22 protein-coding genes are annotated in these 26188 nt (G+C 38.7%); 13 read left to right on the top strand and 9 right to left on the bottom strand.

Annotated elements, in window-relative coordinates; all coding sequences use genetic code 11:
* Window positions 1-1486 precede the first annotated feature (1486 nt).
* The 3 genes from ACHFIY_RS09675 (at window position 1487) to porT (ending at window position 4492) form a co-directional block, all read left to right on the top strand.
* Window positions 1487-2824, top strand: a complete 1338-nt coding sequence (locus ACHFIY_RS09675) for a thioredoxin family protein (protein ID WP_410845881.1) — start codon at window positions 1487-1489, stop codon at window positions 2822-2824.
* A 211-nt stretch (window positions 2825-3035) separates the two neighbouring features.
* A complete protein-coding gene (ubiE, locus tag ACHFIY_RS09680; protein ID WP_410845882.1) occupies window positions 3036-3779 on the top strand; it encodes a bifunctional demethylmenaquinone methyltransferase/2-methoxy-6-polyprenyl-1,4-benzoquinol methylase UbiE in 744 nt (247 codons plus the stop codon).
* The gene (gene porT / locus ACHFIY_RS09685; protein WP_410845883.1) at window positions 3752-4492 is read left to right on the top strand and encodes a type IX secretion/gliding motility protein PorT/SprT; all 741 of its coding nucleotides are present in this window, start codon (window positions 3752-3754) and stop codon (window positions 4490-4492) included. Before ubiE ends, porT begins: the two co-directional genes overlap by 28 nt.
* Before the next feature lie 48 nt (window positions 4493-4540).
* Here porT and ACHFIY_RS09690 read toward each other — a convergent pair whose 3' ends face one another.
* The 7 genes from ACHFIY_RS09690 to ACHFIY_RS09720 form a co-directional block, all read right to left on the bottom strand.
* Window positions 4541-5056, bottom strand: coding sequence for a ribosome maturation factor RimM (locus tag ACHFIY_RS09690; protein WP_410845884.1), 516 nt, complete (start codon window positions 5054-5056; stop codon window positions 4541-4543).
* 54 nt (window positions 5057-5110) lie between these two features.
* Complete coding sequence (gene uvrC, locus ACHFIY_RS09695; RefSeq protein ID WP_410845885.1) at window positions 5111-6916, bottom strand: excinuclease ABC subunit UvrC; 1806 nt, start codon at window positions 6914-6916, stop codon at window positions 5111-5113.
* A gap of 77 nt (window positions 6917-6993) precedes the next feature.
* Window positions 6994-7611: a hypothetical protein gene (locus tag ACHFIY_RS09700; RefSeq protein WP_410845886.1), complete on the bottom strand. Its 618-nt coding sequence runs from the start codon at window positions 7609-7611 to the stop codon at window positions 6994-6996.
* Window positions 7612-7869: 258 nt separating this feature from the next.
* On the bottom strand, window positions 7870-9357 hold the full coding sequence (locus ACHFIY_RS09705) for an outer membrane beta-barrel protein (protein WP_410845887.1): 1488 nt from the start codon (window positions 9355-9357) through the stop codon (window positions 7870-7872).
* Between the two features lie 16 nt (window positions 9358-9373).
* Window positions 9374-9952 carry an RNA polymerase sigma factor gene (locus ACHFIY_RS09710; protein ID WP_410845888.1) on the bottom strand — a complete coding sequence of 193 codons (579 nt, stop codon included), beginning with the start codon at window positions 9950-9952 and terminating at the stop codon, window positions 9374-9376.
* A gap of 212 nt (window positions 9953-10164) precedes the next feature.
* Window positions 10165-11481 carry a MutS-related protein gene (locus ACHFIY_RS09715; RefSeq protein ID WP_410845889.1) on the bottom strand — a complete coding sequence of 439 codons (1317 nt, stop codon included), beginning with the start codon at window positions 11479-11481 and terminating at the stop codon, window positions 10165-10167.
* A gap of 116 nt (window positions 11482-11597) precedes the next feature.
* Window positions 11598-12632: an AI-2E family transporter gene (locus ACHFIY_RS09720; protein ID WP_410845890.1), complete on the bottom strand. Its 1035-nt coding sequence runs from the start codon at window positions 12630-12632 to the stop codon at window positions 11598-11600.
* An 86-nt stretch (window positions 12633-12718) separates the two neighbouring features.
* Between ACHFIY_RS09720 and ACHFIY_RS09725 the strand changes: the two genes are divergently transcribed.
* The 6 genes from ACHFIY_RS09725 (at window position 12719) to ACHFIY_RS09750 (ending at window position 15845) form a co-directional block, all read left to right on the top strand.
* Entirely contained in the window at window positions 12719-12970 is a 252-nt protein-coding gene (locus ACHFIY_RS09725) for a hypothetical protein (RefSeq protein ID WP_410845891.1), read from the top strand.
* Window positions 12971-13087: 117 nt separating this feature from the next.
* Window positions 13088-13456 (top strand): hypothetical protein, encoded by a 369-nt coding sequence (locus ACHFIY_RS09730; RefSeq protein WP_410845892.1) that lies wholly within the window; start codon window positions 13088-13090, stop codon window positions 13454-13456.
* A complete protein-coding gene (locus tag ACHFIY_RS09735) occupies window positions 13453-13785 on the top strand; it encodes a hypothetical protein (protein WP_410845893.1) in 333 nt (110 codons plus the stop codon). Before ACHFIY_RS09730 ends, ACHFIY_RS09735 begins: the two co-directional genes overlap by 4 nt.
* Window positions 13786-13955: 170 nt before the next feature.
* Window positions 13956-14663 carry a GDSL-type esterase/lipase family protein gene (locus ACHFIY_RS09740; RefSeq protein WP_410845894.1) on the top strand — a complete coding sequence of 236 codons (708 nt, stop codon included), beginning with the start codon at window positions 13956-13958 and terminating at the stop codon, window positions 14661-14663.
* 14 nt (window positions 14664-14677) lie between these two features.
* On the top strand, window positions 14678-15448 hold the full coding sequence (locus ACHFIY_RS09745; RefSeq protein WP_410845895.1) for an esterase family protein: 771 nt from the start codon (window positions 14678-14680) through the stop codon (window positions 15446-15448).
* Window positions 15449-15530: 82 nt separating this feature from the next.
* Window positions 15531-15845 (top strand): antibiotic biosynthesis monooxygenase family protein, encoded by a 315-nt coding sequence (locus ACHFIY_RS09750; RefSeq protein WP_410845896.1) that lies wholly within the window; start codon window positions 15531-15533, stop codon window positions 15843-15845.
* A 55-nt stretch (window positions 15846-15900) separates the two neighbouring features.
* Here ACHFIY_RS09750 and mnmC2 read toward each other — a convergent pair whose 3' ends face one another.
* The gene (gene mnmC2 / locus ACHFIY_RS09755; protein WP_410845897.1) at window positions 15901-16620 is read right to left on the bottom strand and encodes a tRNA (5-methylaminomethyl-2-thiouridine)(34)-methyltransferase MnmC2; all 720 of its coding nucleotides are present in this window, start codon (window positions 16618-16620) and stop codon (window positions 15901-15903) included.
* 1244 nt (window positions 16621-17864) lie between these two features.
* On the opposite strand from mnmC2, the gene ACHFIY_RS09760 reads away from it, so the two are divergent.
* From ACHFIY_RS09760 to ACHFIY_RS09770, 3 genes are all read left to right on the top strand, one after another.
* Window positions 17865-18527, top strand: a complete 663-nt coding sequence (locus ACHFIY_RS09760; protein ID WP_410845898.1) for a toxin-antitoxin system YwqK family antitoxin — start codon at window positions 17865-17867, stop codon at window positions 18525-18527.
* A gap of 82 nt (window positions 18528-18609) precedes the next feature.
* On the top strand, window positions 18610-19185 hold the full coding sequence (locus ACHFIY_RS09765) for an RNA polymerase sigma factor (RefSeq protein ID WP_410845899.1): 576 nt from the start codon (window positions 18610-18612) through the stop codon (window positions 19183-19185).
* Between the two features lie 4 nt (window positions 19186-19189).
* Window positions 19190-20722: a porin family protein gene (locus tag ACHFIY_RS09770; protein WP_410845900.1), complete on the top strand. Its 1533-nt coding sequence runs from the start codon at window positions 19190-19192 to the stop codon at window positions 20720-20722.
* Between the two features lie 73 nt (window positions 20723-20795).
* Here the strand turns inward: ACHFIY_RS09770 and ACHFIY_RS09775 are convergent, their stop codons facing one another.
* Complete coding sequence (locus tag ACHFIY_RS09775; protein ID WP_410845901.1) at window positions 20796-24293, bottom strand: S8 family serine peptidase; 3498 nt, start codon at window positions 24291-24293, stop codon at window positions 20796-20798.
* Between the two features lie 441 nt (window positions 24294-24734).
* Between ACHFIY_RS09775 and ACHFIY_RS09780 the strand changes: the two genes are divergently transcribed.
* Window positions 24735-26126, top strand: coding sequence for an undecaprenyl-phosphate glucose phosphotransferase (locus ACHFIY_RS09780; RefSeq protein ID WP_410845902.1), 1392 nt, complete (start codon window positions 24735-24737; stop codon window positions 26124-26126).
* Window positions 26127-26188: the final 62 nt, after the last annotated feature.

The following is a 26188-nucleotide window of genomic DNA, read 5'->3' on the forward strand; positions in this document are numbered from 1 at the left end:
GTCCACAATCCCACGCCGAGCGGGGGGAAACGCTGTGAAGCGTTGGCAGCAAGCAACAGATAAACAAAAAGCTTAAATACGCTTATATTTGATGGGAGTAGCGTAAATTTACTCGTTATCGGCCATTTTCGCACCCTACTTTTGTAACAATCAGCGACAAACAAAACACATTTATAGTATATAAGACAGGTGGAAATAGGACACATAAAACTGGTTGGACAATCCCCAAACAGCAGACAAAGGCAACTTGGCGAAACCTGCGGCCACAACCTGACCAGGCACTTCGTGGAACAAAAACCGTTCAAAGGTTTACACATCTTGCAGCTTGACAAAGTCCCCTCAGTCACTAATGTCACAAACCTATATGGGGGAATTTTGGGATGCTCATGGGGGAAATATGCCACCATATAGGATTTTACTTTTGGACTACCGCCGACTGTAGACTAATTTACGGCAGTTTAGCAACAGACGGACTTGGCAACCTAAAATGACTCACTTTTAATACATCATAAATCATCATTGATACACGATAAATCCACATTGATACACAATAAATCATCATTAAATCACCATTAAATCACGATAAAACCTTCGTTAATAATGAATAAAACAACTGTATATCAATGAGTTACATCAAATAATTCAGCTTAGCGTAGACTCCTGTCTACGTCATAGCGTTTGCAAATCTCCCGATTTGCGTATCCTAGCTAATCCACATGAACCTTAGTGTTGTCATAAAACCCAACTTCCCGAAAGTTTAACCTTTCGGGAAGTTGGGTTTTAGAAGTTTAAGATAGAACACAAGAAACCTAATTATTTACTGCAACACCGTGCCAGCCAAAGGCGGCAGGTTTACTAGCAGCATATAACATTTAGTCGGTTCATCTACCAGTAGGTCAATAATAACTTTTTCAAAATACTAATATATTTAGTTTATCTTCGTGCAACAGTTAGCTTAAAAAATGGAGACAACCCAACCCAAGCTAAATCGTAGTTCTTTTTTTACTAATATTAAAATAGTGGTAGTGTCAAAATAGGTTTTGTTTTATGGGCATAAAATCACTCACTTTTTCTCACAAATCTCTCATAAATAACGCATAAATCACTCAAAAAGTACGCACAAAACACGCACAAAACACTCAATAAAATTTAATTTTATTATTGATAATCAATGGTTTACAAGTGAGGTAACGATTTTTGAAAAAAGAAACAGAGTAAAAAAAACACAAAAAAGGCAAAATTGAAACTATTTTAATAAAAAGCAAGATAAAAAATATATTATTAAAAATATGTAAATATTGTCTCCTTTCCCTGTTCCTGTTACCTTTTCCTTTAGGTAACTTGTCTCGGTCTTTCTGTAGGGGTGAGGTTGGGCTAGGTTGATTTTTTAATAAAAAAAGCGAAAAACTTTTATGCACCCATGCTAATACAAATGCCTATATATATTTGTAAAAGCAGTATAAAACGTATTGCCAAAATAAAATACATGAAAACAACCCTACTATTTATTTTCTCTTTATTTCTTACATTCTGTAGCTATGCACAGGGAATTGAATTTGAACATGGCACATGGGCAGAAGTACTAGCCAAAGCCAAGCAAACCGAAAAGCCGATTTTTGTAGATGTTTACACTTCTTGGTGTGGGCCTTGCAAACGGATGGCAAAGGATGTATTCCCGATGGCAGAAGTGGGAAAGGCATATAATGCCAATTTTATTTGCTATACTGTTGATGCTGAAAAAGGTGAGGGCATGAAAATTGCAAGCCAATATGAAGTAAATTCTTATCCTACCTATCTTTTCCTGAAAGCTGATCAATCGTTAATAATGAAAAGCATGGGCAGTATGGCGAGTGAAAAATTCATTGCACTAACGGAATATGTAAAGGCAGAGCTTGCTACAACTAAACCCTTACAAGTATGGGATAAAGAATATGCCCAGAAAAAAATAGATTCTACCTTTCTTTTAGCTTATATCCAAGAACGCTCGAAATTAGGAATATCGAATGCAGCACTCTTTGATGAATACTTGGCTTTATTGCCTGCTGATAGCCGAGCCTCTAAAGCAATTAGTGAAATATATAAGAAAGAACGCAATAACTTAAAAATAAATTCATTGGCGTATGAAAACTTTCAAACCAACCCCTTAATTGGATACAACAGATTGGTACTTGGATATGGGATAGTTTCTGCAGCAATAAATAACTCATTTCGCGAGGCAGTAAAGACTAAAAACGAACAGTTGTTGCAACAAGTAATTGACGAAAATGGCAAGTTGCCTAAAACACAAGCGTCTAAGCAAAAGGAGGAGTTTTACATGGACTATTACGAAGGCACGAACAACATGGAAAAATACATTAGCTCTGCAACCATGTATTGTGAAACGTATTTAATGCCAATTTCGACCGACTCTATTGCAAAACAAGATAAGATAAACCTTCAAAAATTTGAGGCAACACAGAAACCCTTCCTTGCCATGATGAAAGATACTGCGCTAGTTGCAGAACTTAGGGATTATAATGAACATTTGCTCAGGAATAAAAATAGCAATGCCTTGAACGAAGCAGCTTGGGGCTTTTTTGAAAAAGTAACCGACACAAAAGCATTGGAAGATGCTTTGCGATGGTCGAAAAGGTCTTTGGATATTTATCTTACGGCCCAATATATAGACACCTATGCAAACCTGCTGTATAAATTAGGCCGAAAACAAGAAGCCATCACTAAAGAAACGGAAGCATTGAATTTTGCAAAAAGCACAAAGGGCCTTACTAAAGTATATGAGGATGCCCTTAAAAAGATGAATGCTGGGGAGAAAACTTGGAAATAAATGCTAGTAGGGAATAAGTTTTTTATACCTGCATTATTCACAAACCTAATTTATCTCATCTCATTTTGTGTTTTAGGGTTTTGCAACTAGTGGCATATTCTTTATTTATAAATAATGCAGGTTCGTGCTTTTGTGGCAAGATAAATTTCAAAATTATTTTTTTGCTAAACATTGGGACAGCGTAATACTTATTACTAATATCTTCGCAGCAATGGAGAAATTTGCACACGACACCATAGTGCCACTGAAAAACAGCAGCCTTAGCAAAAAAGAGCAAGTGGCTGATATGTTTGACAGTATTGCTTTCCGCTACGATTTCCTTAACCGGTTTTTAAGTGCAGGAATTGATGTTTGGTGGCGCAAAAAAGCCATCAGTCAGTTGGCAGCCCTGCAACCTCAAATGGTTTTGGATGTGGCTACCGGCACGGCAGACGTAGCCCTAATGACTTACGACATATTGCATCCCCAAAAAATAATCGGTATAGATATTAGCGAGGGCATGCTAAACCTTGGCAGGAAGAAAATAACAGCAAAGGGTCTTGGAAATACCATAGAGCTCTACACAGGCGATAGCGAGCATATTGCTTTTGATGCAGATACCTTCGATGCCGTCACGGTAGCATTTGGCGTTCGTAATTTCCAAAACCTGCAAAAAGGGCTAGAAGATATGAGGCGGGTGCTAAAACCAGGTGGCAAGTTGGTAGTGCTGGAATTTTCAAAACCCAAAAACGGGTTATTTAAAGGGTTTTATAATATATACATGAATATCATAGCACCTGCTTTTGGCAAAATGGTAGCCAAAAACAAGGATGCGTACCAATATTTGAACGACAGCGTGCAAGCATTCCCGGAAGGTGGCACATTTTTGGACATTATGAGGCAGGCAGGATTTAAAAACACATATTTAAAAAAACTTAGCTTAGGAATATGCACCATTTATTGCGGAAACAAATAAGGTTATTGGCTTTTGTGGCGGCTTGTATAGCCAGTTTTTCGGCAATGGCACAAGAAAAAGAAATTAACCGTGCAGAACACGATGATTTGCCATATTATTTTGGTATTACGCTAGGCTACAATTCTTCTTATCTACATGCCAACAAATCAAGCTATTTTTTAAAGCAGGACAGCATATTGTCTGCACAGCCTGGTTCTGGCGGTGGTATAACGCTTGGTTTTGTAGGCACATTGAAACTGAACGACCATTTTCAATTCCGCTTAAACCCACAACTGGTGCTGGGGGGGGGTAAATATTTTACTTATACATTAAACCCTAACCGCCTTAGGGCTGACAGAAGCGAAAGTTTGAACACACAAAAAACATTGCCTTCTACTTTGTTGAGTATGCCTATCCAAATAAAATTCAATTCAGACAGGATTGACAATTTCCGTTTTTATGCCTTGGGTGGCATAAGGCTAGACAAAGACCTTAGCAGCAACTCTGCTGCCAGGAATGCAGAAGACTTAATAAAGCTAAGTGGCAATGACTTTGGGCTTGAAACAGGGTTAGGATGCAACTTCTTTTTGAAATTTGTAACCATCTCGCCGGAGCTTAAGTTTAGTTACGGTCTAACCAATATACATGCACGTGACCCCAATTTAAAGTACTCCGCTATTTTTGACAAGATACAATCGAGGATGATTAGCTTCTCGATACATTTTGAGGACTAGCAGGGTTTGATTTTTTCTTTTTACAATGTGCCTATGAGTTGGGAAACCCTACCCATATATCTCCAGCAGGCCATCGGGCAGGGTTACATAAAGAATGCCTTTTTTCCTGTCTATGCTTTGCAATGTTTCTGCATGAAGCGGTATAAGGGCTTCGTTGCCTTTGTAGGTTATCCTTATTAATACTTGATGTGGCTGCTCTATTATTTCTTCAATATTGCCCAGCAATTCAGTTCCTTCCATAACTTTATAGCCAATCATAGCTATTGGGCTTGCTTTGCCAGCAAGCCTCCTGAAATCGGTTTCAAGTAGATAAGTTTGCTTGCCAATTATTTTTTTTGCTTTTTCCTTAGTGCCAATGCCTTCTAGCTCTATATATGTTTCGTCAACTGTTTTTGCCTTGGATGCCACCAGGAAATAAGGTATAAAACTGCCCTTTACTTCTTCTATAAAAACAGCATCAACATTTTTAAACGTCAATTTTTTGGCAAGTTTATGCTGTAAAATCAATTCCCCATTTAAGCCAAAAGTGGCTACTATTTTACCAATATTAATGTATTCTTCCATGAAATTAAATATTTTTTTATAGCCGAATCCTTCATGCGGCGTATGCAATACCCCCTACGTTTCATTAAAATGTGCCACTACCAATTTTGCTTTTGCCAGCCCAACCACATCGGCCAATTCTTTCTCGGTTTTTAGCTTTACATTTTTGACTGACTTGAACATTTTAAGCAAAGCACTAGCTGTTTCTTTCCCTATGCCTTTAATGGTTTCCAATTCATTTTTAAATGTGCCTTTGCTCCGCTGGTTTCGGTGGAAGGTAATGCCAAAACGGTGCACTTCATCCCTTATGCGCCTGATTAATTTTAGGCTATCGCTGTCCCACGGCAGTTTTTTAGATTCGCTGTCCCCCGGGAAGAAAATTTCTTCCTCGTTTTTTGCCAGCCCCACTACTACCATTTGCCCCAATAGATTTAACTCTTTTATGGCTTCCATGGCACTGCTTAGCTGCCCCTTGCCACCATCTATAATCACAAGTTGAGGAAGGCTTTGCCCTTCTTCTGTCAGCCGCCTGTACCGCCTGAAAACCACTTCCTTCATGGTAGCAAAATCATTGATGCCTGCAACTGTTTTTACGTTGTAGTGGCGATAGTCCTTATTACTGGGCATACCGTCTTTAAAACAAACCATCGCACTTACTGGGAAGCTGCCTTGGAAATTAGAGTTATCGAAACATTCTATATGCACTGGTGCAACTTCCATTTGAAGGTATCCTTGCAATTCGTACAGTACATTTTTCTTTTCCCAATCCGACTTTCCTTCTAAGTGCAATATCTTCTTTTTCCGTATTTCTTCTTTGTAATAGTTTACATTTTTCAAAGATAAATCCAGCAGTTTCTTTTTATCGCCTGCTTTTGGTATGGTAACCACGAGGCTTGCATCTGGCAACTCCACGGGAAAAGGCACAATTACCTCAAGGCTCATGCTGTTGAAAGTTTCCCTTAAATTGGCTATTGCAAATGCCAATACCTCTTCTTCTGGCTCATCCAGCTTTGGTTCTAGCTGCACGGTATGTGTTTGCACAATAGTGCCGCCCTGCACCATCAGGTAGTTTACATACGCTATGTTTTCATCCTTTAAAATAGAAAATACGTCCAAGTTGGTAAGATGCTTGCTTACCACCACGCTTTTTTCTTGGTATGTTTCTAAATGTTCCAGTTTTTTCCGCACCATTTCTGCCTTCTCAAATTGCATGTTAGTGGCAAAATCCAGCATTTGCACCTTGTAGCGGTTTACCACACTGCTTAAATTGCCCTTCAGCATATCCCGCATTTGCTGTATGCCTTCGTTGTAGTCCTGCAAGGTTTGCAAGCCCTCGCATGGGCCTTTGCAATTGCCTAGATGGTATTCCAAGCATACTTTAAACTTGCCTTTATTAATGTTTGCCTCTGTTAATGGCAGCTTGCACGTACGCAAAGGGATGTATTGCTTGATGAAGCTAATAAGTTCCCTTACTTTGCCCGATGAAGTAAAAGGACCTAGGTATTCGGAACCATCGTTGAACTTCCTCCTAGTTAAAAATATCCGTGGGAACGGTTCTTTTTTAATAACGATGTAAGGGTAAGTTTTATCGTCTTTTAAGTTGATATTGAACTTAGGCTGGTATTCTTTTATTAATGCGTTCTCTAATAAAAAGGCATCCTGCTCGCTGTCAACTATCGTAAAAGCCAAATGGTGGATGCGCTGTACTAGCTCATGCGTTTTATAGCTGGTAAAGGTTTTAGAAAAATAAGAGCTTACCCTTTTCCGCAAATCTTTGGCCTTGCCTACATAAAGCAGCTCGCTGTCTTCATTATAATATTTATAAATACCGGGCTGATGTGGTATGGTATGGGTAATATTTTGAAATTGCTCCTGTGTCATTCTTTTTATTTGCTCTTGCCCCTCTTCTTTGGAGAGGGGTTGGGGTGAGGTCTAGTTTTGTAATGCAAAAAAATTGCTTACTCCTGCTCCTGCAAGTTATCGTTCCAGTTTACTATTTGCTGTATGCCATATTGTATGCCATTACTTTTTACAATTGACTTGTTGATAGAGAAACTTTTGCCAGGTTTCCAGTTAAATTGTGAAATGATGGTTGAATCATCATTCCCTTTTGATGTCCTGATAAATATATATTTCACCTTGCTGGTTTCTTCATCTATCAGTATATCTATATTTTGAACCTCTAGCTGCTTGTTTGGGGTGGTATAGTTGAAAGTGATGCTGTTGGTAGAGAGGTCCCTAAAAATGTTTTGCTTGTAATAAGGTTTCAATTCTTTTGTAGTAATATCCTTTTCTACAAACTCATTTGCAAGTTGGGCAAACTTAGCTTTAGTTACAGCAAATGAGTCTGTCCTTTTGTCGTCTCGTTTAATAATACTATACATATAATAAGGCGTAGAGGAAACCTCTTTTATTTCGCTTAGAAAAAAACTTTTAATATCATAAAAGGTAGATGTGTCTATCACGGTAGGCTTGGCAATAACCGCTGCATTGTTTTTTTTCGATTTGCAACTCGGCAACATATTTAATAGCACCAAGAAAGATATTAAGGAAACGAGAAATAGTATTTGCTTCATTTTGCAAAATTATTTAAACAAGCACAATAATGCAGAGGAAGTTTTGGCAAGAGGCAGAAATTATTAAGATATAAAGGATATTCGATGCTATTCAGGAGGAAGTTTGGTTAATTTGTCACTAAGACCTAAGATATAGAGAAGCACAAAGTTTTAAGGAATAAGAAAAAGAAGAAAATTATGTTTTTTAAACTCTTCTAAGCTTGTTTTCTTTGTGCTAATTCGTGCTTTTGCACCTTTGTGGCAAAAAACATAGATTACCTATTTAATTGGTCGTATTATACCAACCTTAATACCGTAGTCCATGCGGTATTCCTTGATAGGGTATTTGTCTGTATAAGTAGGCAGATGCTGGTAGCGCATTTGTGGGCCAACGTATAGGGTAGATTTTTTTAGCTTGTAACTTACATTAGCTTCCAAGCTGCTATTTATATTCCAATGACGGAAGAACGACTCACCATTTGCATAGTATTTGTAATCGGTAGAGATAATATAAACATTTCTGTTAAGTGATAATGTAGGCTGTATAGAAGCACTTAGGTTTATCCCAAAACGTTTTTTGTTATATAAGTTCCACTCCACCCCAACAGGAATAGAAAGTTGATACAACTTGTTGTCTAGCTTAGCTGTCGCAAGCCCCCCGCCATCATTGCTATAACCTGTAACAACATTTACAGAATCTAGCTTATTGTTTTGTACAATTTTTATGGTAGCAAGCCCTGCGGTGCGGTATGCGTCTATATAATACTGCCTGATATTAAACTGCAAGCCTGTTTTGAAAGTGAGGTTACTGGCAAGTTTATAACGTATGCCCAAGCCTAGTTCAGTTCCTAAGGCAGCCCTGTGCCTTACCTCTTTGTTTATGGTATTGGCAGCAGCTGTGGGTGTAGAAGCTAATTGATTGCTAACCTGATCGTCTTCCAATCTCCTGTAGCTTATAGAAGGGGTGGTATATATTTCATAATCTAACCTATTAGGCAAAACTGCTTTTTCTTTCCTAGTGGCGGCATCCCTGTCCTTGCTGCTTAACAGGGCAAAGCTAGGCTTATTATCCGAAGCTATTTGCTTTTTTGTAGTTGTTTTACTTGGCTGAACAGCTAGTTGTGCGCTTAATTGCTTATCAATAATAGGTATGTTGATATTGGCATATTTTGGAAGGTCTATATCTGAATATATCAATCCTTTTGTTTGTGTTGACTCATTTTTTTCGTCATTCAATTGATTAATCCCAATTAAATGATTGTAACTTGACACTGCTATACCCCCCTTGGCTTCTTTAAGGTTAATCTTAGAGCCCGTAGCAGTTGCTGTCTCATAATTCTCAATTGGCAACTCGTTGCTCAATATAAAATTACTTGTTAAACCGCCTTTATTTGCTTTATTTTTTAATATATAATTAGGCTTTTCTGCGGCATCCTTGAGTTTGTTATCGTTTGAAATAGCTGCTACCCCGTCTTTCGATTGCAGGTTATTCAACAATACATCCTGCTTAACTTTCAGAAATGAATGATTAGTATCGTTAAATTTTATTTTGGTAAGTATATTGTCCGGAGGATAGTTAAAAAAAGTTGCAACACTAATGGAAAGTACAATAACAAAAGCTATGATGGTAAGTGCAGGCCAAGACTTTTTTGGTTGTACTTTTTTGGCAATATTGTTCCAAACATGGTCTGAAGGAAACATTTTAATATTGCCCGCTTCATCCTGTAAAAATTGTTCAAAATCATCAAAGTTTGTTTGATCTCTCATTTCAAGACGACTCCTTCTATTTTTGCACAGTAGCAAACCAGTTTACTTCTGGCTTTGGGTTATCTATAATTTGTTTACGGACTAGCATGTTCTCCAGCATTACCTTAGCCCTTGTGTACTGACTTCGGCTAGTGCTTTCGCCTATCTCCAACATTTCACCAATTTCACGGTGGCTATATCCTTCTATTGCATATAAATTCAGTACTGTCTTATACCCAATTGGCAAGTTCCTGATACATTCTGCAACCTGCCGCCCCTGCATGATAGAGGCTATTGATTCTTCTCTTGCTTGAAAATTTTCAGCCTGTTCCAACCCCACGCTTTCATTAAACTTTTTTGTCTTTTTCAAAAAATTAATGCAAGTATGAACTATTATCCTTCTTATCCACCCCTCAAATGCACCCTTTCCTGCAAAAGTATGTATCTGTGAAAACACCTTTATAAAGCCTTCCTGCAGCATGTCTTCCGCATCTTCCCTGCAATAGGCAAAACGGTAGCAAACACCCAGCATCTTGGGGCTATATTGATTGTATAATTCCCTTTGTGCAAGGGGGTCTTTCCGCAAGCAGCCATGTATAATTGCTTGTTCTACCATTTGGGATAATTTTTATCCCACTAAATTAGACAAAAATTCTGTTGCGATGCTGCTTTTGTAAAATAAAAAGCAATTAATTAACGAAATAATAATAGAAGGACATAAAAAATAAAAAAAATCTAAAGAAAATAGGAAAAACAAGGGATTTTTAAATGACTTTTTTTAGTCAAAAACAAAGTCCGTAAAGCATCAAAATGCACATCCCTTCTCACTTATAATTTTTTTAGCATATCCACAACTCCTTCCCGCTTTAAAATTAAATAGCCAAGCCGATCGTTGCTTACCCCTTCCTGCAACTGGTAACTAAAAACAAGTTGGCCTTGTGCAACACCTGTTTCAAAATACCTGAAACTGATATTGGGGTGCTGCCGCAGCGAATCCGCAATTTCGTACAAATGGGTAGATAGTATAAAAAGCCCGTTGGGCATTTTGTGCAGCCCTTCTATTACTTCTATGCTGCATTTCATGGCATCCTGCACGTTTGTGCCTTTAAATAATTCGTCTATCAGTATCAACCATTTTTTTCCGTCGCTTATTTTCTCTACTGTCCTTTTTATGCGTTGCACTTCATTAAAAAAATAGCTTTCCCCTTTTACAATGTTGTCTGCCACCTGTATATTCGTCAGCAGCCCATCAAACAAGCTCAGCTCCATATCTTTTGCAGGCACCCCCATGCCAATATGTGCCAGGTAAACAGCAATGCCCACTGCTTTTATAAATGTGCTTTTGCCGGCCATGTTTGCCCCCGTAAGAAAAAGAAAATTGGTGTTTTGGTCCAGCACCAAATCATAAGATACAGGTGTTTCCAGCAACAAATGGTACATGCCATTTGCTTTTATGTATGGCTCGTCAGAGGGCTCTATCACTGGAAAAGCCAAATCATATTTTTTACAGTCATACGCAAGGCTTGTATAAGCATCCAGCCTACTATACACATCAACCAATTCAAATGCTTGCTGCTTGAAGTGCAGCCGCAGGTACTTGCCAAATACCAGCACAGCTGTAGGCGGTATATTTTTCTCGTTTGTCCATTGCAGCATGGCTTGCAGCATAGGCCGCTGCAACAGCAGGTTTATTTTGCTGCACCACATTTTTACCTCTTTGCTGTTTGCCCCTGTTTCCAGTATAGTGGCAATATTTCGCAGTGTTTTTACAAAACTGATAAAATGCTCCACAGTATATCGTGTAACAGAAAAATCAGGGGCGCTAAATAACCTGTAAAAATGGCTATTGAATATATTGGGATGGGCAGGGTATGTATTTACTATTGTATCAAAAAAACTTTCGATAACCATGATAGTGCCATTGGTAATAGTCTCCGGCAATTGGTGCGACACTTTTACCAAATGCTGGATGGTATGCTGTGTATCTTTTATGGCTTCTATGCTCGACAATGGGTTTGCCAAAATCCATTTCAAATATTCCCTTCCGCCATTTGTTTTTGCATGGTTCAAATAATGGAACACAGATTGCTCTTCATTAGGATGAAAAATGGAAATATCTTGTAGCGTTGTTTTGTCAACAAGCATCTTTTAATTATGAATTATGAGTTATAAATTATGAGTTTCACTATGAATGTAAATAATATAATTATATAAGATGCCTTTTCATCCATAATTCATAATTTATAACTCATAATTCATCACTACGCTCCCATTTGTTTAGTGGCAACTGGTTTTTTATACTCCATGTAGTATATCCGCATAAGAATCAGAAGGTACGAAATCATCAGCGGGCCAAATATCAAACCGGGTATGCCAAAGTAACGCAGGCCTATGATAACACCAAGCACAGTAACAATGGGGTGAATATTGGCCATTTTTTTGGCTAACAAAAACCGTATCAGGTTGTCGCTGCTGCCTATTACGATAGCCCCCCAGCCCAATACAAAAAAGCATTGCCAATTATGTCCTTGCGCCAGCAAATAGCCAGCCATAGGCACCCAGACCAAGGCGGTGCCAATTAATGGTATAATGGAAGCAAAGCCCGTGATGATGGCCCAAAAAACAGGGTCGGCAGCATTGGCAATATAATAGGCAGTAAAAGCCAGTAGGCCATGGACTACTGCAATCAAGGGTACACCCACCGAATTGCTTACGGTTTGTGCCTTTAGCTCATCCCCAAAAAGCATCACCTGGCTTCTTTTAAAAGGAAGGAACAAAACTAGGGCTGCTTCCATGCGTATGTTCGTAACAATCATGAAGTACAAAAAGAAATACATCATGCTGATGGTGGTAAAAAAATTGAAACTGCTATTTAGTATAGACGAAACCATGTTAGTGGCAAAATCTTGGATGCTGCCAATGCTACTGCTGATAATGTTTATATGGTATTTCTGTTCTATCACATCGCCAAGGTGGCGGATAGGCTTTACAAGCTCTGCCGGGTTTCTTGCTACAAATGCAATTTTTTGATACAGCATGGCTGCAAATAAACCGATGGGGAGTAGGATAATAAAAAATGAAATAACAATAACCAAGGTGGCCACTGTGCTTTTTTTCCATTTCCATCGCCTCAACAATAAATCAATTAGTGGCTTGCTCAGCACATAAAACATAACCGCGCCGAGGAAAGCAGTAAAAAAATCGAGCAAACTCCACAACATTGCCACTGAAAACAGGATAATGATGGCTAAAAAAAAATAGCGTTCTACAAAATTGGTCTCTTTTTTGCTTTCCATAACATACTTTAGGTACAGGTAAAACTCATTTGCCGTACATTTACTAAAGATAACAAAAATATTTTCCAACTAAAAAAACAAGCATCATGAAGAGCAATGAAAAATTTTTGGCAGGTGTAATCCTAGGCGCGGCAGCAGCAACAGCACTAGCTGTTTTTTTTACAAGCGATAAGGGCAAAGAAGTTTTCGCAAGTGCAAAAGACACTGCTGAAAAACTTACTGGCGACTTGAAAACCAAGCTGCAAAGCCTTGAAGGCGAAATGAAAACCCTGCTAAAAAAGGGAAAAGCAATTGAAGCAGATATTGCGGCAACAGTATCAGCAGATGGAACTGTGTAATTTTATGCACTGTTGGGTGTATTTCTTACTCACATTTTTAACCTTTATAGGGTTTGTAACCCTATAAAGATTTTGCAGCTTGCAAATTATTTAATCATCGGTACAACAGCACTCATCATGGAACAAGAACCAGGAAAGCCTTCTTTTTTTGCTGAAAGCAAGCAAACAATAGAAGATTATGTACAGGATCGACTGTTGCTGCTAAAGTTGCAGGCGGCAGAAAAAGTAGCCCGGCTTGCAGCCCTTCTATTCACGGGGATAGTACTGGCATTGCTCAGTTTTTTTGTGTTGTTGTTTATCAGCATGATGGCGGGCTATTATTTTGCAGGGATTACAGGCAGCCTGTATATTGGTTTTGGCATTGTGGCAACATTTTATGTGGTACTTCTAGGGCTTGCTATCAAGTTCAGGAAACCTGTATTAGAAGAAAAAGTTGCCAACATCATAGTAAATATTTTCTTTGAAGAAGAGGAGGACGCAGCATGAAGCCAAGCATAAACACTACGAGAATAGGCACACTGAAAGATGTACAGGACTCTATACATATTTTGAAAAAGCGTGTCAAGGTGCAGGAGAAAGATTTAAGCATCCGCCTGAAACGCCTGCCAGAGGAAAGTTTTAAAGCTACCACTGGTTTGTTTTTGCCTGCCTTTATCAATAATAAAATATCTGGCGGCACTTGGAAGCTGGTAAAAGACGGGCTGGGTATCCTATCCCCATTTAGTTCTAACAAAGCTGGTTATATTAAAGATGCAGCCAAGCAAATAGGCATCATGGCCTTTATGAAAGTCGTGCGGGGGTTTATAAAAAAATAAACCGCTATTCTTGGTAAATTGCCAAAAAGGAACGAAGTCTCGAAGATGTACTAAGAAAAAAGTAACGACTCCTTGGCTTGCATTTATTTTTTCCCTTTTAAACCTTCGTGCCTCTCTTTGTTTTAGTCCTTTCATGGCAAAATTTAGTAACCATAATTTAATTTGCTCCCATGCAGCCATATTTTTACACAATATGTCTAGCCATTGCATACATGGCTTTTCGTAATACATATCAGGCTACATTTGCTGTTTTACTAAATAGAGAAAGTGATATGTTTTGGTACGAGCAAGATGTGAAGGGAGTGGAGGCGAAGAAGGCAAAGGTTGTTAATCCTAAAATGCTCTTTTATGGTAGTTCTTCCATAAGGTTGTGGTCTAGCTTAGAAAAAGATTTTGCCGAGTATAAGCCTTTGAACATGGGTTTTGGAGGTTCAACAATGGCTGCATGTATTGTTTATTTTGAAAGGCTGATGGCTGGGTTAAACCCCGATATTATACTTATTTATGCTGGAGACAATGACCTAGGCGATGGGCGCCACCCAGAGGAAGTGCTTATTTTCTTTAAACAACTGATAGCTGAGATAAGGGGGAGGTTTGGTAAAATACCCGTTCTTTTTGTATCCATAAAGCCAAGTATCACTAGGTTCAACATCATTAACCAAATTAGGTTTACCAACTCGATTATTAAAGATGCGATTGCCAAAATGGATGGAGAGGTATTTTATATTGATATATTCGACAAGATGCTGGATGCCAATAACTATCCTGACAAGTCGTTGTTTTTGTCGGAAGGGCTGCACATCAACGAGAAAGGCTATGCTATTTGGAAAAAAATGATAACGGGTTTTATGACTGAGCATAATATTCATTTACAATAAAATGTCCGCCCTGTATGAGCGTTGTTCCATTATCTTCATTTATTACCGAGAAAGGCTATAGACGAGAATATTTTAAATGGTTTAGCCCTCATTTGCAGCGAGATATGGAATTGTTGGTTTTTGGGTTTGCTGGCAAGCCAGTGATTTTTTTTCCTACAAGGACTGCAAGGTTTTACGACTACGAAGATTGGAAAGTAATAGACGCCTTTAAAGAAAAGCTGATTGGAGGTGAACTACAGATTTATTGCGTGGACAGTGCTGACCAGCAAAGTTTTTACAACAAGGCCATCACCCCTGCCGAGCGCATCCAGAAACATTACCAGTTTGAAAATTATATTTTGCTGGAACTAATGCCGTTTATCAAGCAAAAAAACAACAATCCATATTTAATATCTGCTGGTTGCAGCCTAGGCGGTTACCATGCAGTAAACTTAGCCTTCCGTTACCCGCAATTGTTTAGTAAAGTGGTGGCCATGAGTGGCAGGTACGACCTTACGCTGAAACTAAAATTTTTCGATGATTTGTTCGATGGCTATATAGACAACCATATATATAGCCATACGCCCATAAAATTTATTCCTAATATACAAAACCCACATAGCTTGGATTTGCTGCGAAAGCTAGATATAACCCTAGTGATAGGGGAAGAAGACGCATTCCTGGAAAACAACAAGCAAATGCACGAAGTGCTGTTGCAAAAGCAAATACCCCACCATTTCTACATCTGGAAAGGAGAAGCCCACAAAGCCCAGTATTGGATACAGATGGTGCAGTTGTATTTTTAGTGATGAATGATGAGTTGTAAGTTCATAACTCATCATTCATCACACATAATTCATAACTTATAATTTATAACTCATAATTAAGATGGGTATTTCTAAAACCCCGCCGCCGCCTTATTACGCCGTTATCTTTACTTCTGAAATAAGAGAGCCTGCCGCAGGCTATGGAAGCATGGCAGAAAAAATGGAAGCGCTTGCAAAACAGCAGCCTGGTTTTTTAGGCGTGGAAAGTGCAAGGGACAAGCTAGGCATTACCGTTTCGTATTGGGAAAGCCTAGAAGCAATAAAGGCATGGAAACAAAACTCTGACCACCTAATGGCGCAGCAAATGGGCAAAGAGCAATGGTACGAAGATTATAAAGTGCGGATTTGCCTAGTAGAAAGAGATTATACCTTGTAAATATCTGCTATAGGGCTGGCAACCTAATTCCTAATTCTTAATTCCTAATTAAGTGCTATTTCTTTATTGCCCTTGTTATTTCTGCCTTGCCAATAGGCCCCCGTATTTTCTCCACCCAAAAACCTGCTGCTTGCAAGGCTTTCCTCACACTAACTTTACTTGAATATGTAACCAACACACCATTGGTGTTGGTTAAAGCATACATAAGTTTAAATACTTCTTCTGTCCAAAGTTCTGGCTGCACGGTTGGGGCAAATGCATCAAAATATATCACATCGAAACATTTGCTTATGTTTATGTTTAAGAGGGATTGAAGGGATTTATTGATAGTGAAATACTCATTTATACATACTGGTTCTCCCCAAGCAGCTTGATGTAGCTGCATTAATAAATGGCCAGTGCCTAATTGGTTATCATATTTCAAAGCACCTGACTCTTCCAGCGTTAAAGGGTATAGTTCAATGGCATAATAATCAATTTTCCTGCCCAGCTTGGTAGCATCCTGCAAAGTGAGCAAGGCATTTAAACCAGTGCCAAACCCCATTTCAAATACCGATACAGTATCAGTTTTAATTGTTGGCAGGGCATATTGCAAGGCAGCTTCAATGTATATATGCCTACTTTCTTGCACAGCTCCATGCCTGCTATGATAAGTAACATTCAGTTCAGGGATAGCAACTGTGTTACTTCCGTCCCTTGTTATTTCAATTTCACGGTGCATCATCAATGAAACATTTCTTTTTGCGGTTACAAATTTTGTTGCTAACCACCACATCTAATGTGCTTTTTTAGCCAAAAAGGCACAAAACCACTAACAAAAACTAAGAAAAATAAGTTATAAAGGTAATGATAACATAATTTTTATTCTTTTTTCTCTTTGGTTCTTTACGTAAAACTTTTTGCCTCTTCGAGTCTTTTTGTCTTTGTGGCAAATTAACCAAACTTGCATTTGAGCCTCTGCTGTTAACCCTTTTCTTGCCGGCTCAAGGGGCTTTGCCCGCTTGGTTTGGCTCGCTTTTGACACCAAAAATTTATTTTTGAGGCCTTTGCGAACTATAACTCATTGAAATACAATGCCTTATGGTTTTTACAAGTGAGTGTTTCGTGAGTGATTTATGAGTGATTTTCGCGGAAAAGTAAGTCCTTTTGAGTGTTTTTTGAGGATGAATGTAAACTGTCATGATGTTTTTTTATATTAAAAATAAGCCCCACGGGGCATTGAGATAAAGCTAGGCTAACAAAAAAAAACAGGAGGTTTTTAATACATGCAGCGAGCCAAGGCGAGGCCAAGCACAGGGATTGTGCTAATAAAAACAAAGACCCTTATACTACAAAGTCGGTATTGATTTAATATCTGTGCAAAAGGACAATCCTATATGGGGGAAATTTTGGATGCCCATGGGGGCATATTTCCCCCATATAGGATTTTTATTTTGGGCTTTATACATATCCATGCCAATTTTACATTGAAGGAGGAACTAGCCATCTTAGCTTTAGCTCCTACACAAGGTGTTAGTTGGCTGTAGAAAATCATAATTCACCATCAAAATCTTATCAGTTTCTTATCAATAAACTATCATTTTCCTATAATAAAACTATCATTCCATTATCAATAAATTATCATAAAATTCACTTAAATTATCATAAAAAAAGAGGCTTAAAAAATATAAACAACTGAATATCAATGAGTTGCAAGCAAAAAGAGAGACGCGGAAAAAAATAAATCACGGAAAAAGATGAAAAAAAACATTTCAAATGTTCTCTTATACTCTCACATTCCCTCCTTTGTTTTTGCTCCTTCTCTCTTGTTCTTGCCACATCTCTCTTTGGAGAAGGTTGAGGTGAGGTCGGGCTGGGGTGAGGCAGAGATTTAGCGTGGGGCTATTACCATCAAATATGTAGGTTGCTGATAAATAAAAAAGGGGAATAAAAAGCAAAGATTTTATATGCGCCCTTCAAAATAAGTTTTTTTTCATTTTTTTAAATATTCGGTAAATTTGTGGACTAATATATAATTTTATGCGTTGGCTAATATTCCCTCTTATTTTGGTATGCACCAATATGGCTGCCCAGTGCAAAACATTCAGGTTGAATGCAGACGGCGACACGCTGGACTGTGTGGACAAGAACAATAAAAAACAAGGCAAGTGGGTGATAAAAACACCAAGTTTACATGGCGAGCAAGGGTATGACGAAGAGGGGGAATTTGTAGATGGCAAACGAGAAGGGCCATGGCGGAAATACAACTTAATGGGCGATTTTATAGCCGTTGAAAATTACAGATGGGGCTACAAAGACGGCGTGAGCCAATACTTTAATATATATGGCCTGGAACATGAGGAAACTTGGAGGGCAATAAACCCACAGTACCCTTACGACACGGTGCTGGTGCCAGATGTAACCAACCCCGATAAATACGAGCTAAAAGTAGTAAAAGTAGAAGGGGGAACTGTAAAAAATGGCAACTGGCGGTACTACAACCCCGAGACAGGAATGATTGTAAAAACTGAATTTTATTGGCTGGACAAATTGCAAGACCAGTCTGGCGCAAATGGGCAAAGCCAAGGAACCAAGCTTAGCGCATCTACTGGCAGCAGCAAGCCAAAAGAAGTACAGCAATTTGAGAAAAAAATTGCCAATAAACGGAAAGTAAAAATCCGGGATGGAAGCACATCATTTTAATTTTTTAACCTAGCAACCTTTTAGCCAACCTACGCGTATTATTAAAATTGGCTTTGTAGTTGTAAAATAGTATAGCCCCATTTTGCCTGAAACCCCTGCCAACATATTAGCACTCATCGATGGTTGCTGCAAAAACAACCGGAATAGCCAGCGCGAGTTGTACTATTTCTTGCATGGTTTTGCAGCAAGTGTTTGTTACAGGTATGTAAACCAGCAAACAGACGTGGATGAATTGGTAAGCGAATCATTTATCAAATTGTTTAAAAGCATGGAAAGGTTTGAGGCAAAAACAGGAGCAAATGTTGAACTATTGCTAAAAGGCTGGTTCAAAAGGATTATTATTAATACCTGCATCGACTTTTTAAGGAAAATGCACACTATTATACCCATACAAGAGCTCAACTATGAGCAAGACACTACTTTAGGCCAAGAAGAAACAGGCTTAGACAAGGTAGAATACAAGGAAATAATAGAAGCCATAAGGCAGCTTTCGCCTTCTTACAGGTCTGTGTTTAACCTATTTGTAATTGAGGGCTACTCACACGAGGAAATTGCCACAGAGTTAGGCATTTCTGTGGGTGCCTCTAAGTCTAACCTAAACAAGGCAAGGAACAATTTAAGGAAGATTATTAATGTGCAAAACAAAGTAGCAGTGTAAAACTATGTTTAATCTGGAAGACAACGATAATGAATTGGATAAAAAAAGCCGTGAGGCGGCTGCGGGGTTTGTATCCTCTGCAACGCCGCCTGCTTGGGATATTTTTGTACAGCAACTAAACCAAGCTATGCCCATTAACAAGAGAAAGAGAAGGTTCTTTTATTGGTGGGTACCAGCGGCTATTGCGGTTGTATTGGGGGTAAGCACGTATTTTATCATACAAAAAAGTAGCAATATCAGCAAGGTATCGCCCGCTGCTAATATTGAGATCCCTGCTGCAGCAGTTGCAATATTGCCCATCCATAAAGAAAAACAAAATACTGCAAACAAAGCCACCAAACTAACAACCGATACACAAAAAACGTTGCCTTACAGCAACAAAATGCAGCAAGAGGCTTCAACAGCCCTCGTAACAAAAAAAGGCATTACTAGAACAAAAGAGGATAAAATTCATGCAGAAAATAATGGGAATAGCAATAAAAAGAAAATTAAACTTTCCTTAGCTGCACCAAACAATTCGGGTACCACAAACAGGCAAAATAACATTGCACTTATTAGTAGTAATAATACAGCCCACAGACTAACAAAGCTAGAAACAAGAAAACCTATTTTAAAAAACAAACTAGTTGATACAACTGAAGTAGTAGCAAAATATTCGGATAAAAAACAGGTATTAGCTGCCTTAAGTTTAAAAAAAGAACAAAAAAACGAAGACGATGTTGTTTTAATTAACAATACCAATTTCAAGGGTACTACTACTGCCACCGCCACCCCAAGTAAAACGCTATTAACAAACAAAATAGAAGTATTAGATTGTACCCATAACTTTTTTGCAGCTAAAGACAGCACTAAAAAAGCAGTAATAGCTAGTTTGCCTCGCGATACTTCCTTAGTAGCCACAAAAGACACAACCAATAAAAAATCAAAAAAACATACCTTGAATGCGTTTAGCATAGAAACGGTAGGCACATCTGATGTTAGCACAGTAAAGTTTACTTATATAAACAAAGCAAGTTATGGCGGCGGGGCAATAATTGGCTATCATTTCAATAAAAAATGGAGCATACACACCGGCGCTATCTATACCCAAAAAAATTACAAAGCCGCTGGCAGCGATTTTACTTTGCCAAAATCCTCTTGGCTAAGAAATTATAAAATTGAAGATGTAGTAGGTTATTGCCGCATGTGGGATGTGCCATTGGTGGTTAGATATACAGTAAAAGAAACACAAAAAGCAAGTTTTTTTATTAGCGCAGGCTTGTCTTCGTACTTTATGAAGAAAGAAAATTACAGCTACGCTTATTATATTGGCGGAAACAAGTACACATACAATGCCTCTTATAGCAATAGCCCTTCTTACTTGTTATCCATTGCAGATTTTTCTATAGGCATGGACGAGCATATATCCCCGCATTTCAACCTTCATATCGAGCCTTATGCAAAACTGCCACTGAAAGGCATCGGTTTTGGTAGCATGCAAATAAGTAGCTATGGTTTAAACCTTGCATTGCAATACAAGCGGTTGTTGCATAAATAATTTCAGGGAAATTGCCACAAAGGCACAAAAACGCAAAGTAGCACTAAGGGATTAAGTAAATAATTGAATTTAACTATTTACCCACCCTAACCACTTTTTCCATTACTTTTCTGTCTGTATAAACCAATGAAATAGCATATACCCCTGCTGGTAAGCTGGCAAGGCTAAGTTGCTCCAAGGTGCTTGCATGGCCATTGTAGCTTACCTGTTTCACCCTTTGCCCACTGGCAGTGTAAATGGCTACGCTTTGCAGCGTGGTAGGGGTTAGGTAATGTTGTATGGTAAGCCTATTGCTAACAGGGTTTGGGTATATCAATAGCCCTTTTTCCCGCACTAGGTTGTAAAGTGTTTTGGAATAAATACGGATATTGTCTATGTAAATATTGTTGCTATTGTTATTTATGTCCCTAAAGCGTACCCTTATTTGGTCGCCACCGTTTACCAAGCTGCTTACATTAATGCTGTCTGTCCGCCATTGGCTCTTCATTGGCACAAAGCCGGTGTCGGATGCGGGTGCTGTTTGCAGGGTATTGCCCCAGCGTTTGTAAATGGGTGCCCATGTACTGCCACAATCTTTGGTTATGTCTATTTGTAAGGTATCTGGTGTATTGTTGGCCGCAGCAACAGTAGCGGCAACATCAAAAATAAGGAATGTGCTATCCACCGGGTTATTGATAGACAGAGGCGGTGTTAATAAATCATCTACGCTTGGGTTTGGGTTTGCAAAGTTTTCTACAAAGGCCGCGTAGCTTCCTGCGCTGGCAGCAGTATCTGTTTGACGCCATATAAAATTGTCGGTAGGTTGTTGGGTTATTTCCCACCCAGCGGGTGGGAAGCTAGTACCTTCAAAGCTCTCGTGGATGGGCAGCGTAACCGTAGGCAGAATAGTAAAGCTGCTTGCTAACGTATCGTTTAATATATTGTCGTCTGCTGTTTGGTTAGGCAATGAAGTGAAAACTTTAATGCTATGTAACCCTGGCTTAAGTGTTTGGGTTGATAAGGTAACAGTGGCAGAGTCATCTTTTTGTAAGTTGCCAGTGAAGTGGGTGGTACTAATAGTGCCGCCATCTATCTGCATACCTATGTCGCAGGATTTAATTAGGGTATTGCCTAGGTTTTTAATGGCTATTTGTGGCTTGACTATGTTGCTGCAACTGGACGTATTTATTTGCGTAATGCTATTGGCTGCAATATCTATTTTATACCTTAATGTCATATTAATATTATCAAGGAACAGGTTGTTCCCCTCGCCATTATACCCCCTAAACCCGACCAGTATTTTGTCAAAAGCATTGTAGGCTGAAAGGTTGATGGTTTCCTGCTTCCATTTGCCAATGCCCCCAAAAGGATAAAATTCTTTATTAGTAGTATCTCCTACGGTAGCTAAATCTTTACCTCCTTTTTTCCAAACGGAAGAAAATGTTTGGCCGCAATCGGTGCTAACCACTACTTCCAAAGTATCAGAATAAGGCTGCCCTTTTGGTGTAAACTGGTATGCCCTCCAAAACGACAGCAGGATACTGTCTGCACCCTTTACCTTTAGTTGAGGTCCTGAAAGTGTATCTGCTGCACCTAGATGCATGTTATACTTATAATTATACAAGCACATAGAATAATCGTCGCCAGCACCAGTGTGGCTAGTATCGTTTGCGGTATGAATCCAACTGCTAAAATCTAGGTTTGTATTGGTGTTATGCCATGTTTTATTAGGGAACAAAGGTGGGTAATCAAAGTTTTGCTGGATGGCACTTGCCCCTGCATCCGTAATAATTGGCTTGGCAAAAACCTCTATTGTTTTGCTAAAAGAATATTGATTGCTGCCTACTACGTTCCATGCTTTAAAGCTGTATTGGCTAATGGAATCTATTACTGGAAAAATAAAGTTGCCTGCAGTGCCACTGTAAACAATAATGCCACCGCCATTTAAAGTATCGCCTATTTTGTAAGAATTTCCATTTACCAAAGCGCCCATATTACTGCTTGTGTTGAAAGCAATGATAACGGGTTTGTTGTTTTTACTAGCCCAACTAAGGTTGAACTGGTTGCAATTGTAAGTAGCTTTTAAATTTGTAATGGCACTGGTGCTGTCATTTACTAGGGCAGTCGCTTTTTTTACTGCTGCATAAGCATTTAGCCTGCCTGTGCCCAGTAGCCCTATGTAATTAGGGTTTAGCGGATAATTGTTGTCAGTCGTTGACAATACTATTTCCCTAACGTCGTTTGCAGAAGCTTTCCCTTTTAATATTGAAGCCACCAAGGCGGCTACACCCACCACATGTGGGCAGGAGTATGAAGTGCCGGAGCCGTTTCCATAAGCTACGTTTTCGGTGCTAAAAATACCTGCCCCAGAAAAGCCCTCCCCGCCAGGGGCTTGAATATCTATCCAGTTGCCAAAATTGCTGTAGCTTGCTTTTAAATCTTGGTTGCTTGTTGCAGCCACGCAAACAACCCTGTCATAAGCCCCGGGATAAATGCGTATGCTTTTCCCGTTATTGCCGGCAGCAAATACTACCAATCCGCCATTTAATACGCTTCCCCCACCATAATCAGAGAAATAATCTATGGCATCCAGTACGGCTATGTCATAAACATCTGGGTCTTCATAGCCCCAGCTATTGCTAGATATAGCCGAGCCATTGTCGGCAGCATATACCAGCGATTCTGCAAATCCTGCGTTCAAATTATTGGGTCCAAAAATTTCGCAGCTCATCAGCCTTATGCCGCTCGAAGGCGACCCATTGCCGCCGGCTATGCCGCTCAGCATAATGCCATTGTTGTTTACCATGCCAATAATACCCGCACAGTGCGTGCCGTGGCTGCTATTGAGGGTAAGTGTGCTGCTATTATTGGTGAAATTGAAGCTTTTGCCTACGGCAATGTTTTGGGCAATGTCGGGGTGGCTTAGGTTAATGGCATTGTCGTGAACAGAAACAATTACGGCGGGGTTGCCGGTCTCTATCCCCCAAGCATCTTCCATAGAAATATCCTTGCCTGGCGTGCCGCCTATCTGCCCGGTGTTTTTTAGGTTCCATTGAAAGCTAAGCAAGGGGTCGTTTGGCACAAATGGGGGAGGGGCATTGTTTATTACTGCTGCTCTATATACCGGTTCTACAACCTCAAAAGCATTTGTTTGCTGGTATGCCTTTAAGGCTTGTTTTATATTAGTTGCTATGGGCAACGTTATTTCCAGCCATAAATGAAAGCCATAGGCCTCGTGCTGCTGCTGCATATCCGTATTTGCAAGGATATTGCTAAAGAGCATTGTAACTTCTGTTGGCCGCAGTTTTTGGTCTAGCGCATCCACTGCCGGGACGCTGAACTTCACATTTCCAGTAGCATCTTTAATTAAGTGCTGAGCTTGATAGCGATAGCTGGGCAATAATTTTACATATAATTTGCCTGGGATATAGGCAGATAAGGGAACGGTTTCTATATCTATTTTAGGCCTATCGCCTTTGTGGATGCTGGGTATAATAGGCTGGGCAAAAGTATGGGCAGCAAAAAAGAAACAAACTACAATTGCTTTTAATTTTTTGGTGAACCTATCATATAACAATTCCAAGCGTTTCATATCCTAATATTGATTGCTAAGATAAGCAGGTAACCTTATAACATGGCATTATTAAGGCATTATTATAAATAGTATGAGGAATTAACCGTTATATTTTAGTGTTTTAAATGGCTGATTATTTAGGAATCCTTGCTTTGTATTTAAGCTTAGTAAATGATAATTAAAATATAGTCCTTTTTTTAGTTATGATAAACGGTAAAATACTTGGCAGGTTTTTTGCTAATTTCAACTTGCTTTTAAGTAAAACAATATGTAATTTATTTTTAAAAACTTTTTTGATAAAAACCTTAAAAAAGGGCTATAGTTATATAAAATTGTTCATTTGCAGGGTTCGATGTATTAAAAAAATCTTCTTTAATTCGCAAAATTAAAATAGCATTAAAAAATATATCAAATAATTCTGTTAATTTTATTAACTTGCCGCAGTACAAATCAAGGCTTATGAATAATAACAACTCTTATTTGCTCAAAATTTCGCTATTATGTAGCGATTTTGTAATTGTGAATGCTAGTTATTTTCTAGCATATTTTGTTACCTCATGGGAAACAAGGCTTAGTGACCAGTTTTTATTTGGTACTATTATTTTCTTCAACATTTCTTGGCTATTCTCCAGTTTTATCACGTATTTGTATCATAATAATACAATGCGTTTCTTGGAAAGCGTGCTTAGGTGTACTATACAGACCTTCCTACTCCAGTTTTTGTTTTTCAGTGCTTTTGTCTTTTATTTTTATAGCACGCACACACGGTATAGTTTCTTAATTGTTTCTTATGTGCTAATCTTTTTCCTTTTGGCAATGAGCCGAATATACTTGACTTATATTATTGAATTCATAGCCAAAAAATCAAACCTCAACAAAAGGATAGCTATAGTTGGGCATAATGAAATTGGCATTAAACTAGCAAATTACTTTATTGACCATACTTCTATTTATTCATTCCAAGGGTTTTTAGATGTAAATTCAACCAAATTGGCGGGCATAGGGCATAAAAATGTGGTTAGGAAGTTGGATGATTGCGTTGAATATGCGGTTGAAAACAATATTACCGAAATATACTCTACCATATTGCCCGAACAGAACCACGAGATTAATGAGTTAATTGAAAGTGCCGAGAAAAATTGTGTGAGGGTGAAGTTTGTAACCCCAACAAACGAACTAAGTTCTAATTTATACCAACTAGAGTATTTTGATAATATACCCATTGTTAGCCATAGGCCAGAACCGCTTCATGCGTTGAACAACCGATTGAAGAAACGTATTTTTGATGTTATTTTCAGCCTTTTGGCCATTTGTTTTGTTTTGTGGTGGCTAATTCCTATCATTGGTATTATTATTAAAGCAACTTCTAAAGGGCCAATTTTTTTCAGGCAGTTAAGAAGTGGGCGCGATAATAAGCCTTTTTGGTGCTTTAAGTTTAGGAGTATGACTGTAAACAAGGACAGTAATACTGTACAGGCTACTAAAAATGACAAGCGTATTACCCCAATAGGAAGTTTTTTAAGGAAATCAAGTTTAGACGAGTTTCCACAGTTTTTTAATGTAATACTTGGCAATATGAGTATTGTAGGCCCTAGGCCTCACATGCTAAAACATACGGAAGAATATAGCCAGCTAGTAGATAAGTTTATGCTAAGGCAGTTCATGAAGCCGGGCATAACGGGATGGGCGCAGGTAAGTGGTTACCGGGGCGAGACAAATGATACTAGTCTGATGGAAAAAAGGATTGAACATGATATTTGGTACATGGAGAACTGGTCTTTGATGCTGGATATAAAAATCATATTCATGACTATTATTAACATATTTAAAGGAGAGGAAGCAGCCTATTAATAAACACTTTACACTTAGATTATTTTTACATACAATTTATAAGCCTACTCTTGCCGAGTAGG

Origin of the sequence: Parasediminibacterium schistidii (assembly GCF_046546515.1) — a bacterium.
Classification (GTDB): Bacteria; Bacteroidota; Bacteroidia; order Chitinophagales; family Chitinophagaceae; genus Parasediminibacterium.